11 protein-coding genes, 2 tRNA genes and 1 pseudogene are annotated in these 15322 nt (G+C 73.2%); 4 read left to right on the forward strand and 10 right to left on the reverse strand.

What is annotated here, in order from left to right:
* Positions 1 to 48: 48 nt before the first annotated feature.
* A pseudogene (locus ACFV3E_RS02825) lies at positions 49 to 1170 on the forward strand (tyrosine-type recombinase/integrase); the annotation flags it as partial.
* 78 nt (positions 1171 to 1248) lie between these two features.
* Here the strand turns inward: ACFV3E_RS02825 and ACFV3E_RS02830 are convergent.
* Positions 1249 to 1321: transfer RNA gene (locus ACFV3E_RS02830), tRNA-Arg, on the reverse strand.
* A 181-nt stretch (positions 1322 to 1502) separates the two neighbouring features.
* Positions 1503 to 1593: transfer RNA gene (locus ACFV3E_RS02835), tRNA-Ser, on the reverse strand.
* Between the two features lie 192 nt (positions 1594 to 1785).
* Here ACFV3E_RS02835 and ACFV3E_RS02840 point away from each other — a divergent pair.
* The gene (locus ACFV3E_RS02840; RefSeq protein WP_500533053.1) at positions 1786 to 2220 is read left to right on the forward strand and encodes an SSI family serine proteinase inhibitor; all 435 of its coding nucleotides are present in this window, start codon (positions 1786 to 1788) and stop codon (positions 2218 to 2220) included.
* A 219-nt stretch (positions 2221 to 2439) separates the two neighbouring features.
* Positions 2440 to 5721, forward strand: coding sequence for a hybrid sensor histidine kinase/response regulator (locus ACFV3E_RS02845; protein ID WP_500533054.1), 3282 nt, complete (start codon positions 2440 to 2442; stop codon positions 5719 to 5721).
* Positions 5722 to 5779: 58 nt separating this feature from the next.
* On the opposite strand, the gene ACFV3E_RS02850 is transcribed toward ACFV3E_RS02845, so the two are convergent.
* The 7 genes from ACFV3E_RS02850 to ACFV3E_RS02880 form a co-directional block, all read right to left on the reverse strand.
* Entirely contained in the window at positions 5780 to 7429 is a 1650-nt protein-coding gene (locus ACFV3E_RS02850; protein ID WP_500533055.1) for a long-chain fatty acid--CoA ligase, read from the reverse strand.
* 78 nt (positions 7430 to 7507) lie between these two features.
* Positions 7508 to 8032 (reverse strand): SigE family RNA polymerase sigma factor, encoded by a 525-nt coding sequence (locus ACFV3E_RS02855; RefSeq protein ID WP_500367857.1) that lies wholly within the window; start codon positions 8030 to 8032, stop codon positions 7508 to 7510.
* A 172-nt stretch (positions 8033 to 8204) separates the two neighbouring features.
* Positions 8205 to 9233, reverse strand: coding sequence for a DUF1906 domain-containing protein (locus tag ACFV3E_RS02860; RefSeq protein ID WP_500533056.1), 1029 nt, complete (start codon positions 9231 to 9233; stop codon positions 8205 to 8207).
* Positions 9234 to 9341: 108 nt separating this feature from the next.
* Positions 9342 to 10532: a lipid-transfer protein gene (locus ACFV3E_RS02865; protein WP_500533057.1), complete on the reverse strand. Its 1191-nt coding sequence runs from the start codon at positions 10530 to 10532 to the stop codon at positions 9342 to 9344.
* Complete coding sequence (locus tag ACFV3E_RS02870) at positions 10529 to 10930, reverse strand: MaoC/PaaZ C-terminal domain-containing protein (RefSeq protein ID WP_500533058.1); 402 nt, start codon at positions 10928 to 10930, stop codon at positions 10529 to 10531. Before ACFV3E_RS02870 ends, ACFV3E_RS02865 begins: the two co-directional genes overlap by 4 nt.
* Before the next feature lies 1 nt (position 10931).
* Positions 10932 to 11831 carry a Zn-ribbon domain-containing OB-fold protein gene (locus ACFV3E_RS02875; RefSeq protein WP_500533059.1) on the reverse strand — a complete coding sequence of 300 codons (900 nt, stop codon included), beginning with the start codon at positions 11829 to 11831 and terminating at the stop codon, positions 10932 to 10934.
* Positions 11832 to 12029: 198 nt separating this feature from the next.
* The gene (locus ACFV3E_RS02880) at positions 12030 to 12335 is read right to left on the reverse strand and encodes a hypothetical protein (RefSeq protein ID WP_500533060.1); all 306 of its coding nucleotides are present in this window, start codon (positions 12333 to 12335) and stop codon (positions 12030 to 12032) included.
* A 462-nt stretch (positions 12336 to 12797) separates the two neighbouring features.
* On the opposite strand from ACFV3E_RS02880, the gene ACFV3E_RS02885 reads away from it, so the two are divergent.
* Positions 12798 to 14282, forward strand: coding sequence for a multicopper oxidase family protein (locus tag ACFV3E_RS02885; RefSeq protein WP_500533061.1), 1485 nt, complete (start codon positions 12798 to 12800; stop codon positions 14280 to 14282).
* Positions 14283 to 14310: 28 nt separating this feature from the next.
* On the opposite strand, the gene pip is transcribed toward ACFV3E_RS02885, so the two are convergent.
* Entirely contained in the window at positions 14311 to 15273 is a 963-nt protein-coding gene (pip, locus tag ACFV3E_RS02890) for a prolyl aminopeptidase (RefSeq protein WP_500533387.1), read from the reverse strand.
* Positions 15274 to 15322 lie beyond the last annotated feature (49 nt).

The following is a 15322-nucleotide window of genomic DNA, read 5'->3' on the forward strand; positions in this document are numbered from 1 at the left end:
CCAGTGCTCCGGTTGCCAAAGGGGATCGTCACGGTCCCCGACATCATTGAGTACGTCTACGGCAAGACTCGGGACGAGGTTCACGACAAGTGGATCAACCTTCACACCGAGGCGAAGAAGGGCCCGGTGGCCACTCGGCACCGCACCGTGGCCGCCTTCCTCGCGTACTGGCTTGAGTCGATCGTGCGGCCCCACCTCGCCCCGCTGTCGTACGTCTCGTACGAGGGCGCGGTCCGGCTGTACATCGCTCCCCACCTCGGGTCGAAACGGCTCGACAAGCTGACCGTGCGGGACGTCCGCGAGTGGCTGACCAGGCTGGCGACCGTCTGCCAGTGCTGTGCGCAGGGCAAGGACGCCAAGCGGAAGCCGAGCCAGCGCCGTTGCTGCGCGGTTGGCGATTGCTGCGGGGCCTACCCGTCCCGCCGGGTGATCCAGGCAGCTCGCGACGCTCTCCGGGCCGCTCTGACGCATGCCATGGCAGAGGAGGAGATCAGCAAGAACGTCGCCTCCTTGGTGAAGGTGCCCAAGCCCCGGCGCCAGAAGATCAAACCGTGGTCCGTCGCCGAGGCAGGCCGATTCCTCACCGACGCCGCGGCTCGCGATGACCACCTCTTCGCGGCCTGGGTGCTCGTCCTGTCCCTCGGGCTGCGCCGTGGCGAGGTCCTGGGGCTGACGTGGTCGTCTGTGGACTTCGAGGCGGGTGAGCTCTACGTCGATCACCAGATCCAGCGGGCCGGCCGCCAGATCCTGCACCGGGAGACCAAGACCGAGGACTCCGACGACTTCCTCCCCTTGCCCGAACTCTGCCGCAACGCGCTCCGGATGCGCCGCGCACAGCAGCTCGGGGACCGGAAGGCTGCTGGGGAGCTCTGGCAGGACAGCCGTGGGCCGATCTTCACCACGAAGCACGGAACCCCGATCGAGCCGGGCAACCTGACCCGGATGTTCGCCCTGCGCGTTCGCCGCGCCGGCCTCCGGGCAATCCCACTGCGGAACACCCGGCACACGTGCAGCTCGCTCCTGGTCGCCCTCGGGGTCCATCCCACGGTGGCTCAGCGCATCCTGAGGCACTCGCAGATCGCGATGACGATGGAGGTCTACGCCGCGGCAAGCGATGAGGAAGTGCGGACGGCCCTCGGCAAGCTTTCCAACGCCATGGGCGGCGACTGACGCGGTTGCTGTACTTCGCTGCTGTACGCCCCAACGCGAGAGGCCCCCGGATCATCTCCGGGGGCCTCTGGCCTGCTGTGCACTCGGCAGGATTCGAACCTGCAACCTTCTGATCCGTAGTCAGATGCTCTATCCGTTGAGCTACGAGTGCTTGTGCTTCCCGGCGTTTTCTTGCCGGTCGGCGTTGCGGGAACAACATTACATGACCCGCGCCGTGAGGTGAAATCCATTAGCCGCACCCGCTCTGACCTGCTGAAACGCCGAATCCGGGGTCCAGCAGGGGTGCCGGGAACGGCAGAAGCCCCGGCCGGGTGGCCGGGGCTTCTGTGAGGCGGAGGCGGAGGGATTTGAACCCTCGATGGACGGTAAAGCCCAAACCGCATTAGCAGTGCGGCGCCATAGACCGGACTAGGCGACGCCTCCTCACGTACCCGCGCGAGCGGGTGTGTGCAGATGATGGCACAGCCCACCGGGCTGGGACCAATCGCTGACCAGATTACTCGGCCGTGCGCGGCCAGGGCAAAGGCGTTGCGGCGGGCGCCGGGGCGGCGCGCCCACGATCGGGTGGATTGACGGGCGCGGACGGTGCCGGGGAGGTAGGGACGGAGCATGCGATTGGCTCGTGTACCCATGACCGCCGCGCTCGCGCTCGGCCTGCCGCTGACGGTGGCCGCACCGGCCCTGGCCTGCCCTCCGGGGGCGGGGGAGTCGCCCGACGTGCTGCGGGTGACCGTGGACGACGGGGGCGGGCACCTGTCCGAGTACGACCTGCGCTGCGACCCCGCGGGCGGGACGCACCCGGACGCGACGGAGGCGTGCGCGCTCCTGGACCGGCTGGGCGGGCCGGTGGGGCCCGAGCCCGAGGGCACGATGTGCACGATGATCTACGGCGGCCCGCAGCGGGCGACGGTGCGGGGCAGCTGGCGCGGCCGGCCCGTGGACGCCCGCTACGACCGCAGCAACGGCTGCGAGACGGCCCGCTGGCGGCGGATGGCCCCGGTGCTGCCCGCACCCGCCGTCCACGACGGGTCCGGTGGCCCGGGGGCGTGACCTGCGGAGGTGACCGACACCACATCCGCACGGCTCGGCCACGAACACTACTCACGCGTAAGGGACATGGGCATCCGGAGCCTCGCCGCCAACCTCTGCCCGTACACTCGCTCTAGTGACATGCCCCCCGGTCGGCGGCAAGATGGCCACCACCGGTGGATGCCCCCTTCGCGGGTGGTGGCGCGGCAGCAAGTGCGGTTTTCAGGGAGGACGCGTCTCGTGAGCAGCAGGCCATCCCGAGGCGCTGCTCGCCTCGCGGCAATACTCGACGCGCTCCCCGACGCGCTGCTGCTGGTGAACGCCAACGGGACCGTCGTCAACGCCAATTCCATCGCCCTGGAGACCTTCGAGTCGCCGGGCACGGCCCTCGTGGGCCGCGGGCTGCTCGACCTCCTGCCGGCGTTCGACGCGCGTCGCATCCCGGGTTCGATGCGCCGCCCCGACGACGACGTGGGCCGCACCAAGCCGACCCGGATGGTCGCCCGGCGGACCGACGGCAGTGAAATTCCGGTGGAGGTCACGAGCGCGAACCTCGACGACGCCCGCACACCCTTCGCCGAGACCTACAGCTACACCGGCGACGAGCTGCTGATGCTGGTCGTCCGCGACCTGACCGGGACGCTGGACACCGAGGCCGAACTCGCCCGCCAGCAGCGCCAGACCGAGATGATCCTGCGCGCCGCCAGCGAGGGCGTGGTCGGCGTCGACACCGACGGCAAGATCGTCCTGGTCAACCCCTCGGCGGCGCAGATCCTGGGCTTCCGGGCCACCGACCTCGGCGGGCAGGAGCTGCACCCGCTGGTGCACCACTCCCGTCCGGACGGGAGCCCGCTGCCGGCCGAGGAGACGCCGCTCTCCGAGACGCTGCGCTCCGGGCTGAAGCACCGGGTCCGCGGCCAGGTGCTGTGGCGCAAGGACGGGCGCTCGGTGCCGGTCGACCTGATCACGGCGCCGGTACGGGAGGGCGACCAGCTGGTCGGCGCGGTGATGACCTTCACCGACCGCACGCGCTTCGACGCGCTCGCCGCCCGCAACGCGCAACTGCAGTCGCTGCTCGGCGACGCCCTGCGCGGGCCGCTGGACGAACTGCGGGCCGAGCTGGCCGGGCTCGCCAACGACCCGGCCGGGCAGCTGTGGCCGGAGGCCAACCAGATCCTGCACCACCTCACCGCGGGCTACGCGCGGATCACCACGCTCATCGACAGCGTGCTCTCCTTCCAGCGGCTCGACCGGGGCGAGGAGAAGCTGCAGCGCGAGACGACCTCGATGGACAAGGTCGTGGCGTCCGGCGTCGAGGCGGCGGTCGAGCTGATCGGTCCCGGGCGGGCGCAGTACGCGGTGCACGCGCCGCCGATCGAGGCGACCGTCGACGCCGAGCGGATGTCCCAGGCGCTGTCCCACCTGATCGCGGACGTGGCGGGTGTCGACGCGGCCGGCAACGTGCCGGTCGTGGTCGGCGGCGTCGACTCCACGATCGTGGTGGCGGCGGCGCAGCGCGGCGACTCCGTCCGCATCGAGGTGCGCGGCCCGCACGCGGGCGACAACCCGGTGCACCTGCCGATCGCGCGCGGCATCGTCGAGAAGCACGGCGGCGTGCTCCAGACGCACGAGGTGCCCGGGCAGGGCAGCGCGTACGTGATGGAGGTGCCGGTCGGCAAGGGCGGGGCGAGGACGGCGGTCAAGGAGCCCCGGCGGGAGTCGGAGACGACCGTCATGCCGGTGCCGGCCGAGCCGGTGCGCGGTACCGCCCCGGCCGCCCTGCCGCAGGCGCCGGTCCCGGCCCCGCAGCCGCCCCGGCCCGCCGCGCCCGTGGCGACCCCGGTGCCGGCCCCCGGTGCCGCGCTCGCGCTGCCCGCCGCGCCGACCACCGACGCACCGACCCCCACCGGGCGGCGCCGTGCCCTGCGGCGTCCCGAGGAGCAGCAGACCCCGCCGCAACCGCAGCCCCAGCCGCAGGCCGCCCTCCCTCCGGCACCCGCCCCGGCACAGGAGCAGCCCACCGGCCGGCGAGCCCGACGTGGCGCCCCGCAGGAGCCGCAGCCGGGCCTGGTGCCCGCGCTGCCGGCGGCCCCCACGCCGGAGCAGGACGCGCCGGGCAACGGCCGCCGTGCGCGACGGGCCCCCACCACGGAGGCCCGGGCGACGCCGGAGCTCCCCGCGCTGCCGGCCGCCCCTTCGGTCCCGGCCACCCCGGCGACCGAGTGGCCGGAGGCCCAGGGCTCGGCCCGGCGCCCGCGCGGCATCGTGGAGAGCACCCCGCGCCCGTCGGCGATCGTCGACCCGCGGCGGCTTCCCCCGCCCGCCCCGGCGCCGCTGCCGGAACCGCCGGCCGTCGAGCCGCCGATGATCCCCGAGCAGACGCAGCGCACTCCGGAGCCACAGCCCGTGGTGCCGCCGCAGCCGCAGCCCATGGTCCCGCCCCAGGCACCCGCACCCGCGCCCGCGCAGCCCCAGCCGTCGTCCGTGCCGTCGCCCATGCCGAGCGACGGCGGTACGCAGGGCCGGGCCATCAGCGTGCGCACCCTCGGCCAGGGCGTCGCCTTCGCCCAGCAGATCAACGAGCAGGTCGCCCAGCCGTCGAGCGGCTCCGGGCGCCGCCGCAAGCTCGCCACCCCCGCGGAGCCCGAGGCGCCCAAGGCCGTGGCACCCGCGGCCGTGAACGGCACGGAGACCCCCGGCCGGGCGTACGCCATAGGCGCTCCCACGGAGGCCAGCGAGGGTCCCGAGCCGCTCGACGGCCCCAACGGCGCCGTCGACGTCACGGAGGAGACCGGCCCCGAGCCCGGGGCCGTGCTGGACGAGCCGCGCCGGCTACTGGTCTGGCCGGAGCCGGACGCCTCCACCCGCCAGGCGCTGACGGACCGCGGCTACCGCCCGGTCATCGTCCGCTCGCGCGAGGAGGTCGACGCCCAGGTCTCCGATCCGCCCGCCGCGCTCTTCGTGGACCCGCTGACCGGGCCCATCACACGTACCGCGCTGCAGTCGCTGCGCCAGGCGGCGGCGCAGGCCGAGGTGCCCGTCCTCGTCACGGCCGGCCTCGGCCAGGCCACCCGCGAGGCCGCGTACGGAGCCGATCCCGCCGTGCTCCTCAAGGCACTGGCCCCGCGCGACAGCGAGCAGCACCCGCCGCGGGTGCTGCTGATCGAGGCCCACACGCCGATCGCCCAGGCCTTCACCGCCACGCTGGAACGGCGCGGGATGCACGTCGCGCACGCCCAGTCCGAGGCGGACGCGATGACGCTCGCCGCGCAGATGCACCCCAACCTCGTGGTGATGGACCTGATGCTCATCCGCCGCAGGCGCCAGGGCATCATCGACTGGCTGCGGGCGAACGGCAGGCTGGAACGCACGCCGATGGTCGTCTACACCGCGGTGGACATCGACCCGGCGGAGCTGCCACGGCTGGCGTCCGGCGAGACGGTCCTCTTCCTCGCGGAGCGGTCGACCAGCACGGACGTCCAGGGGCGCATCGTCGACATGCTGGGCAAGATCGGCTCCTGAGGGCCCACCGCACGACGTACGCCGGGCCCCCGGGGCCCGGCGTACGCGTGGCGTGTCGTCAGACGAGCTTGGTGACGTCCAGCTCCCCCGCTGCGTACTGGCGGCGGATCACCTTCTTGTCGAACTTGCCGACCGAGGTCTTCGGCACCGCCGGGATGACGGCCCAGCGCTCGGGCAGCTGCCAGCGGGCGACGCTCTCGCCGAGGAAGGCGCGCAGTTCCTCGTAGCCGACCGTGGTGCCGTCCTTGAGGACGACCGTGGCGAGCGGCCGCTCGCCCCAGCGCTCGTCGGGTACGGCCACCACCGCGGCCTCGGCGACGGCCGGATGGGCCATGATGGCGTTCTCCAGCTCGACCGAGGAGATCCACTCACCGCCCGACTTGATGACGTCCTTGGCCCGGTCGGTCAGCGTCAGGTAGCCGTCGTGGGTGATGGTGCCGACATCGCCGGTGCGCAGCCAGCCGTCGGGGCTGAACTTGTCCTCGGGGAGGAGCGCTTCGGCGTCGGCGCCGCCGTAGTAGGCCGCGGCGATCCACGGCCCGCGGACCTCCAGTTCGCCCGCGGACTCGCCGTCCCAGGGCAGCACCTCGCCGGACGGGCCGACCAGCCGGGCCTCCACGGAGGCGGGGAAGCGGCCCTGGGTGATCCGGTACGGCCACTCCTCCTCCTCGGTGAGGCCGGCCGGCGGGTGGGCCATGGTGCCCAGCGGGGAGGTCTCGGTCATGCCCCACGCGTGGAGGAGGCGGACGCCGAGCTTGTCGTACGCCTCCATCAGGGAGGGCGGGCAGGCGGAGCCGCCGATGGTGACGTGCCGCATGCTGCCGATGTCGCGGGGCTTGGCGGCGAGTTCGGCGAGCAGGCCCTGCCAGATGGTGGGGACGGCGGCGGCGTGCGTGGGACGCTCGCCCTCGATCATCTCGGCGAGCGGGCCGGGCTGCAGGAAGCGGTCCGGCATTAGCATGTTGATGCCGGTCATGAAGGTGGCGTGCGGCAGGCCCCAGGCGTTGACGTGGAACTGGGGCACGACGACCAGGGTGGTGTCGGCGTCGGTCAGGCCCATCGACTCGGCCATGTTGACCTGCAGCGAGTGCAGGTAGATCGAACGGTGCGAGAAGAGCACGCCCTTGGGGTCGCCGGTGGTGCCGGAGGTGTAGCACATGGCGGCCGCGGAACGCTCGTCCAGCTCGGGCCAGTCGTAGCGGTCCGGGCGGCCCTGGATGAGGGACTCGTACGTGTGCAGGGCGGGACGGCAGCCCTCCAGCGGCGAGGTGTCGCCGGGGCCGACGACGACCACGTGCTCGACCGACTCCATGGCCGGCAGCAGCGGTGCCAGCAGCGGTATCAAGGTGCCGTTGACCAGGACCACGCGGTCGGCGGCGTGGTTGGCGATGAAGACCAGCTGCTCGGCGGGGAGCCGGAGGTTGAGCGTGTGGAGGATCGCGCCCATGGAGGGGATCGCGAAGTACGCCTCGACGTGCTCCGCGTTGTTCCACATCAGGGTCGCGACGCGGTCGTCGCGTTCGACGCCGAGCTCGTCGCGCAGCGCGTGCGCGAGGCGGGCGGCGCGGGCCCCGATCTCGGCGAACGAGCGGCGCTGCGGCTCGCCTTCGCCGGTCCAGGTCGTGACCTGCGACCGGCCGTGCACGGTCGAGCCGTGGGTCAGGATCCGTGACACCAGCAGGGGAACATCCTGCATTGTGCTCAGCACCGGGCGCCTCCTCGTTGAAGCGGCTACGCGTGGGTGGGTGGGTGCTGAGATTCTGCTGGCATACCGAGCGGTATGTCACTACCCCAGGCGCAATTCGGGGTCCTCGCGGAGTTTGCCCAGGGCGCGCGACACCGCGCTCTTGACCGTGCCGACCGACACCCCGAGCGCCTCGGCGGTCTGCACCTCGCTCATGTCCTCGTAGTACCTGAGGACGACCATCGCCCGCTGGCGGGCCGGCAGCCGGGCGATCGCGCGCAGCAACGCGTCGCGCTGGGCCTGCCGCTCGGCCTCGTCGGGGCCGGTCACGGCGTGGCCGTGCGGCTCGGGGAGCTCGTCGGTGGCGTACTCCTCGACGCGGCGCCTGCGCCACTGCGAGGTGCGGGTGTTGACCAGCGTGCGGCGCACGTAACCGTCCAGCGCCCGGTGGTCGTCTATCCGGTCCCACGCCAGGTAGGTCTTGGTCAGGGCGGTCTGCAGCAGGTCCTCGGCGTCGCAGGGGTTGGCGGTGAGCGAGCGCGCGGTCCGCAGCAGCGCCGGGCCCTTGGCCCGGACGTAGCGGGTGAACTGGGCCTGCGAGGCGCTGGTGCACACGGGCGTCGTCATGGCTCCACGCTAGGAGCCGGTCCGGGTGCGGGGGATCCGCCGCAGGTGCCGAAGCGGGGTCACCCTGAAGTCGTAGGGCGGGGGCCCGCCCCACCTCCGGAGGGCTGAGGCCGCGCCCGCCGCCCCTACGGGTCGCCCCGCAGGGGCGGCGTCCTCGCGGCCGCCCGCCGCGTCATCCGACGACGGCCACCGGCCCGTCCAGCCGGTTGCGGTCGATCGCCAGGCGCCGGCCGCCGTGCTTCTCGCGCACGCTGCCCGAGTACTGGTGGATGCGCCCGTGCGGATGCCAGGCGTCCCGGCCGAGGACCGGTTCGCTGCGCACCGCGGGCTTGCCCTGCCAGCGGGCGAACCAGACGGCGCGCGGCAGGTCGTCGTACCCCTCCCGGCGGGCCCGCTCGACGTGCCGGATGCCGGACTCCGAACTGCTGTAGAGGCCCGGCAGGTAGCCGGCGTCGTCGACCTCGCGGTCCCAGGCCCGGATGAAGTCGAGGGTCTGGTCGGCGCAGCGGGACCGCTTGACGTTGTACGCCTCCATGTCGAGGTAGAGCGCGCTGCCCTCCTCTAAGCCGAGTGCGGCGGCCCTGCGCACGGCGTCCCAGCCCTCGCTCGCGCCTTGGTCCCAGGGGTCGTCGGTGCTCATCCGGTGGTTGCGCAGGTGTCTGCCGCGTACGCAGGGCGACTGCGAGCCGACGTAGATCGGCAGGATGCGCCAGCCCATGCGGTGCACCGAGCGCACCCATGTGCGGTTGAGGTGCCGCTGGGTGCTGCAGGCACGGGCGCGGCCGCCGTAGTAGACGCCGATGGCGCGGTACTTGGAGCGCAGCCAGGCCCGCATCGTGGACAGCGGCGGCGTGCGGCAGGTGTCGAAGCCGTAGCCGCGGTAGACGCGGGTCGGGCCGCCCCCGGACGGGGCGCGTTCCTCACCGCCGAGGCCGTAGGGGAGGTCCAGGCCGTCGAGGAGGCCCGTGTCGGCGAAGCCGTACGGGTCGTCGTCACCGCCGTCACCGGGCGCCCGGGCGGACCGGGCCGGCCGGTACGTACGGACCGCGCCCGGCGTGGAAGCCGTCACCGAGGCCGGCTTGGCGACCGGCGCGGCGGGACGCGGCACGACGGCCTCGGCCGCGGTGGGACCGGCCAGGAGGCAGGCCAGCACCATCGCCACGATCGCCCCGTGTCGGATGATCGGCTTGTGTTCGCGCATGGGTCGAGTGAACGCAGGCGGCCGCCCGCGAACGGGGCAGCCACGCCCCGCTGTCAGCCGTACGCAGCAACGCCCGGCCCCGGATGGGCCGCCGGTGCCGGGGCCGGCTCAGTCCGCCGCGCCCAGCAGCAGTCCCGAGGTCGGCACCCCCGTACCGGCCGTGACGAGGACGTGGGCTGCGCCGGGGACCTGGTTGACGCTGGTGCCGCGTAGTTGCCGCACCGCCTCGGCGATGCCGTTCATTCCGTGCAGGTATGCCTCGCCGAGCTGTCCGCCGTGGGTGTTGACGGGCAGCCTCCCGTCCCGTTCCAGACCTCCGTCGGCGGCGAAGGCGGCCGCCTCGCCGCGCCCGCAGAATCCGTACTCCTCCAGCTGCATCAGGACGAAGGGGGTGAAGTGGTCGTAGAGCACGGCGGTGTCGACGTCCTGCGGCCCGAGGCCGGAGGTCCGCCACAACTGGCGGGCCACGACCGCCGACTCCGGGAGCCCGCACAGGTCCTGGTCCGGCCGGTAGTAGCCGGTCATCTGCTCCTGGCCGCGCCCCGCGCCCTGGGCGGCCGCCCTGATCACCGCAGGCGGGTGCCGCAGGTCGCGGGCGCGCTCGGCGGAGGTGACGACCAGGGCCTGGCCGCCGTCGGTCTCCTGGCAGCAGTCGAGCAGGCGCAGCGGCTCGACGATCCACCGTGACGCGGCGTGGTCGGCCAGGGTGATGGGCCGGCGGTGGAAGTACGCGGCCGGATTGGTCGCGGCGTGCCGGCGCCCGGCGACGGCGACATGGCCGAAAACCTCCGGTTCGAGCCCGTACGTGTGGAGATAGCGCTGTGCCGACATGGCGACCCAGGACGCGGGGGTGAGCAGCCCGGACGGCAGGTTGACGCCGAGCGCCGCGCCCTCCGCCGAGGGTTCGCGCTGCTGGACGCCGGAGCCGAAGCGGCGGCCCGAGCGCTCGTTGAAGGCCCGGTAGCAGACGACGACGTCCGCGACGCCGGTCGCGACGGCCATCGCGGCCTGCTGCACGGTGGCGCAGGCGGCCCCGCCCCCGTAGTGGATCCGGGAGAAGAAGCCGAGTTCGCCGATGCCGGCCGCCTGGGCGACGGTGATCTCCGGGCTGGTGTCCATCGTGAAGGTGACCATGCCGTCGACGTCGTCCGGCGTCAGCCCGGCGTCCTCGACCGCCGCGCGCACGGCCTCCACGGCGAGCTTCAGTTCGCTGCGCCCGGAGTCCTTGGAGAACTCCGTCGCGCCGATCCCCGCGATCGCGGCCCGTCCGCCCAGGCCGTCGCGCCGGCGCACGCTCATCCGCCCCCCACCTCCAGCACCGCGGTGCCCGTGACGTGCCGCCCCCGCCCGACCGCGCCGATGACCTCGACGGTCGCCTCCGTGCCGCGCACCGCCGTGACGCTCCCGGTGAACACCAGCTCGTCGCCGGGGTGCGCCGGTGCGCCCAGCCGTACGCGCAGTGAGCGGAGCACCGCCGAGGGGCCGAAGTGCCCGGCGAGGTACCGGCCGACGAGCCCGCCCGTGGTGAGGATGTTCAGGAAGACGTCCGGCGAGCCCTTGGCCCGTGCCGCGTCGGGGTCGTGGTGCACGTCCTGGAAGTCGCGGGTGGCGATCGCCCCGGCGACGACCAGCGTCCGTGTGACGGGGATCCGCAGCTCCGGCAGGACGTCGCCCGCCCGCGCCCCCGGTCCGGTCATCTCACACCTCCGCGCGGAAGACGGGCACGGCCGGCTCCCCGTCGGCCTGCCGGAACTCGAGCGTCACCGGCAGGCCGATGCGCACCTTCCCGTACGGCACGCCGACCACGCCGCCGAGCAGGCGGACCCCTTCGGCCAGTTCGACCAGGGCGACCGCGTACGGCGGGTCGAAGGCGGGGAACGGCGGGTGGTGCACGACGACGCGGCTGAAGACGGTGCCGCGCCCGCAGGCCGGTAGCGTGTCCCAGGCGTCGGAGCCGCAGCTGTTGCAGCCGGGGAGCCACGGCAGCCTCAGGGTGCCGCAGGAGGAGCAGCGTTGGATGAGCAACTCGTGCCGCCCGACGCCCTCCCAGTACCCGGCGTTGTCCCGGTTGACGACCGGACGGGGCCGTCGCGGCCCCTCGCCCGGCGCCCGCGCGGGGGCGTACTTGAGGATGCGGAAGCGGTGGCGGCCGGCGAGTTCGCCGTCCGCCCGGACGTCCATGCGCGTGGTGACGAAGTGGCCGCTGCCGAGGCGGGTGGTCTTGCGCGGCGACACGGACTCGATCACCGCGTCGAAGGTGATCCGCTCGCCGGGACGCAGCGGCCGCAGGTATTCCTGCTCGCAGTCGGTGGCGACGACCGCGGTGCAGCCGGCCTCGTCGAGCAGCGTGAGCAGTTCGTCGTAGGCGCCGGCGCGGGAACCGCCCCCGGCGGGGTCCCCCGGCCCGGGGAGCCCGCGCATGGTCCACACCTGGAGCATGGGGGCGGGTGCCGTGCCGTCCTGCGGGACGGGATGGCCCAGCGCCTCGCACCAGTGCCTGATCATGGGCCGGTTCACGGGGTCCTTGCCCTCGCCCGCGACGGCGGCGGGGCGCCCCTCGTACGTCACCAGCCGCTCGTACAGGTCGTCGGTCGTCATCGTCGCCGCCACCGCCCCCAGTTTCTGACTGATCGTCAGATTGGCGAGGGAGCGGCGCCACTGTCAAGACGCCTGGGCGGAAGGAGTTGTCCACAGGCTGTGGACAATTCCGGACGCGACTGCGCGACGGCAGTGAGGTTGCCGTCGCGCAGTCGACCCTTCAGCCCCTCGGCCCGCCCCGGCGGCGGACCGGTCCGCTCACCACATGGGGCCGAAGTGGATGTTGAACGTCGGCTGGTTGATGGTGGTGAAGGCCGAACCCACCACGCTGGCCGTGCTGTTCTGGTTCGAGGCCCCCGCCCCGGTCGCCGCCTGCTGCGTCGTCGTCACCGTCCCGAAGTTGTCGCGACCCACGTTGCCGCCGCTGTTGCTCACCACGGTCGCGTTGGAGGTGCCACCCGCCACGGCGCCGTTGTCGGCCACCGCCGTGCCGGCGAACAGCGCCGCAGCGAGCGGCAGCGCGGCCAGGGCGGACACGACTCGGGCGGTACGGATGCTTGCCATGTGTTTCCCTCCGAGGAGTGGATACCAGGTGCGCGGTGCGGCCGGCCGACCGCTCCGCAGGCTCTGCGACGTCGCCGCAAGCAGAGTTGCCCAGCACCACGACGGACAAGCCGGACCTTGATCCCTTTCGCTCGCAAGCGTGACGATCTGTCGACAAACCTCCACAACCGCCGCCGCTGACCCGCTCGGCCGCGTCCCGGACACCACAACCCGGGCCCGGTGGGCGCGGAATCGTTACGGCACGACTTTCGGCCAACCTCGGCGACCCGGTCCTCCCCGCCGGCGCCGCCGCCCGGGTGGCCACCGCGGCGCCGTTCGAGCGGATGCCGCACCTCCCCGGTGCGTGGCGCGCCGGGAGGCGGCCGTCCGCTTCCTACGCTCCGGCTGACGGACCCCCGCTGCCCGTCGCGCCCCGCGCCCGGACGTCCCCGCCCGGCCGCACCGCTTACCCAGGGGAGAGACGTGACCCGGTCCCGCGCCCGAACCCCGCTCACCCGGCTGGTCGCCGCACTGCTCCTCGCCGCCGCCTGGCTCGCCGGCTGCGCCGGGCACACCCCGTCCGGGCACCCCCACGCCCCGGACCGGCCCGCCCCGCAGGACCGGCAGGCGCCCCCGGAGGGACCCGGCCCACGGCTGCAGGACCCCCCGGAACTGGTCAGCCGCGACGGCGTCCTCAAGGCGGCCATCGTCGTCGAGCGCCGCAAGGTCCGGGTCGGCGACCACCGCCTGTACGCCCTCACCTACAACGGGCGGTACATGCCGCCGACGCTGCGCGTACGGCCCGGCGACCGCATCGACCTCACCATGACCAACCGGGTGCGCGAGGACACCAACGTCCACGTGCACGGGCTCCACGTCTCACCGCGCAGCCCCGCCGACGACATCTTCATCGCCATCACGTACGGCCGGAGCCACCACTACACCTACCGCCTGCCGCGCACCATCACGCCCGGCACCTACTGGTACCACTCGCACGCCGACATGATGTCCGCCGCCCAGGTCGCGGGCGGGGAGTCGGGCGTCATCCTCGTGGACGGCCTGCGGCGGTACCTGCCCCCGTCCCTGCGGGGGATCACCGAGCACGTCGTCGCGCTCAAGGACTTCCAGATCCACGGGGACGCGATCAGGACCCACAAACTGAAGATCGGGACGCGCACCAACCGCACCGTCAACGGGCAGCAGAACCCGGTGATCGTCCTCCGCCCCGGCGAGACCCAGCTGTGGCGGCTGGCCAACATCGGCGCCAACATCTACTACCGCCTGCACCTGAAGGGCAGCCGCTTCCACGTGATCGCGCAGGACGGCTACCCGGTCCGCCGGGTCTACGCGGCGGACACGCTGGTCGTCGCCGCCGGCGCCCGGTTCGACGTCCTGGTGCAGGGCGGCAGCCGGCCCGGCACCACGACGCTGGAGACCCTCGCCTACGACACCGGCAAGGCCGGCAACCGGTTCCCCCGCACCGACCTGGCCACCGTCGTGACCGGCGGCGCCCCCATGACCCCTTCGCGGATCCCGACGGACTTCGCGCCCAACGAGGACTTGGCGCACGCCACGGTCGCGGACCGCAAGACGGTGGTGTTCACCGAGAACGCGGCGGGCGACGTGTTCTACGTCAACGGCCGCACGTACGCGCCGGACCGGGTGGACTTCACCTCCGTCCTCGGCACCGTCGAGGAGTGGACCGTCCGCAACGACAGCGACGAGGAGCACTCCTTCCACGTCCACACCAACCAGTTCCAGCTGATGAGCACCAACGGGAAGGCCGGCGACCCGGACCACCGCTGGTTCGACACGGTCAACGTGCCCGCCCGCGGCAGGGTCGTCATCCGCATCCCCTTCACGGACTTCACCGGCCGGACGGTGCTGCACTGCCACATCCTCAACCACGAGGACATGGGCATGATGGCCGTGCTCGACATCGTCCCGCCCCGTCCCCGCGGCAAGTGACCGGCCCCGCGGCGAGTGACCGTCCGCGTCAGCGCGTGCCGAAGCGCCGCGCCGCCGCAACGACCGCCTCCCCCATGGTGGGGCTGCCCGTGTGACCGGAGTCGTCGATCACCTGGAGCTCGGCGTCGGGCCACGCCTTCGCCAGCTCCCACGCGGTCGTCAGCGGACTGCCCAGGTCAAGACGCCCGTGGATCAGCACCCCCGGGATCCCGGCGAGCCGGTGCGCGTCCCGCAGCAGCTGCCCGTCCTCCAGCCAGGCGCCGTTGGCGAAGTAGTGCGCGCAGATCCGCACGAAGGCGACCAGGTCGTCGTCCGGCCGGTCACCATAGGCCCCCGGCTTGCCGTTGGTCTCGTGGGCGATGACCGCGTCCTCCCAGGTGACCCAGTCGCGTACGGCCTTCTCCCGCGCCGCGGCGTCCGGGCCGTTCAGCAGCCGGTCGTACGCGGCCGGCAGGTTCCCGTCCCGTTCACCGGGCGGCACCCCGTCCCGGAACGCCTCCCACGGCCCCGGCACCAGCCGGGCCACGCCGCGGTAGAGCCAGTCGATCTCCTCCCGCCGGGTCGTGGTGACCCCGACGATCACGATCTCCGACACCCGCGCCGGGTACCGCTGCGCGTACGCCAGGATCAGCGTCGAGCCCCACGAACCGCCGTACAGCATCCACCGCTCGACGCCCAGGTGCTCGCGCAGCCGCTCCATGTCGGCGATCAGGTGCTCGGTCGTGTTGTGCTCGAGCGACACCGCCGGGTCCGAGGCGTGCGGCAGGCTCTGCCCGCACCCCCGCTGGTCGAACAGCACGATCCGGTACGCCTCGGGATCGAAGGTCTTCTTGCTGCCCCGCTTCCCCCCGGAGCCCGGACCCCCGTGCACGCACAGGACCGGCTTGCCGTCCGGATTGCCGCTGGTCTCCCAGTAGACGCGCTGCCCGTCCCCGACGTCGAGCAGCCCCGTCGCGTACGGCTCGATCAGCGGAAATCCCGCTGCTGCCATCACGATCCCCTCCTCCGCACCGGTGAACGACCCCGCGAGGCTACCGGTC

The sequence above is a fragment of the Streptomyces sp. NPDC059718 genome, from assembly GCF_042733315.1.
Lineage (GTDB): Bacteria > Actinomycetota > Actinomycetes > Streptomycetales > Streptomycetaceae > Actinacidiphila.

Bases quoted from the DNA above. Each gene is read 5' to 3' on its own strand.
- ACFV3E_RS02865 (WP_500533057.1), bottom strand. From the start codon at position 10,532: ATGAGCGTGCGCCGGCGCGACGGCCTGGGCGGACGGGCCGCGATCGCG.
- pip (WP_500533387.1), bottom strand. From the start codon at position 15,273: ATGGCAGCAGCGGGATTTCCGCTGATCGAGCCGTACGCGACGGGGCTG.
- ACFV3E_RS02880 (WP_500533060.1), bottom strand. From the start codon at position 12,335: ATGGCAAGCATCCGTACCGCCCGAGTCGTGTCCGCCCTGGCCGCGCTG.
- ACFV3E_RS02870 (WP_500533058.1), bottom strand. From the start codon at position 10,930: ATGACCGGACCGGGGGCGCGGGCGGGCGACGTCCTGCCGGAGCTGCGG.
- ACFV3E_RS02860 (WP_500533056.1), bottom strand. From the start codon at position 9,233: ATGCGCGAACACAAGCCGATCATCCGACACGGGGCGATCGTGGCGATG.
- ACFV3E_RS02875 (WP_500533059.1), bottom strand. From the start codon at position 11,831: ATGACGACCGACGACCTGTACGAGCGGCTGGTGACGTACGAGGGGCGC.
- ACFV3E_RS02855 (WP_500367857.1), bottom strand. From the start codon at position 8,032: ATGACGACGCCCGTGTGCACCAGCGCCTCGCAGGCCCAGTTCACCCGC.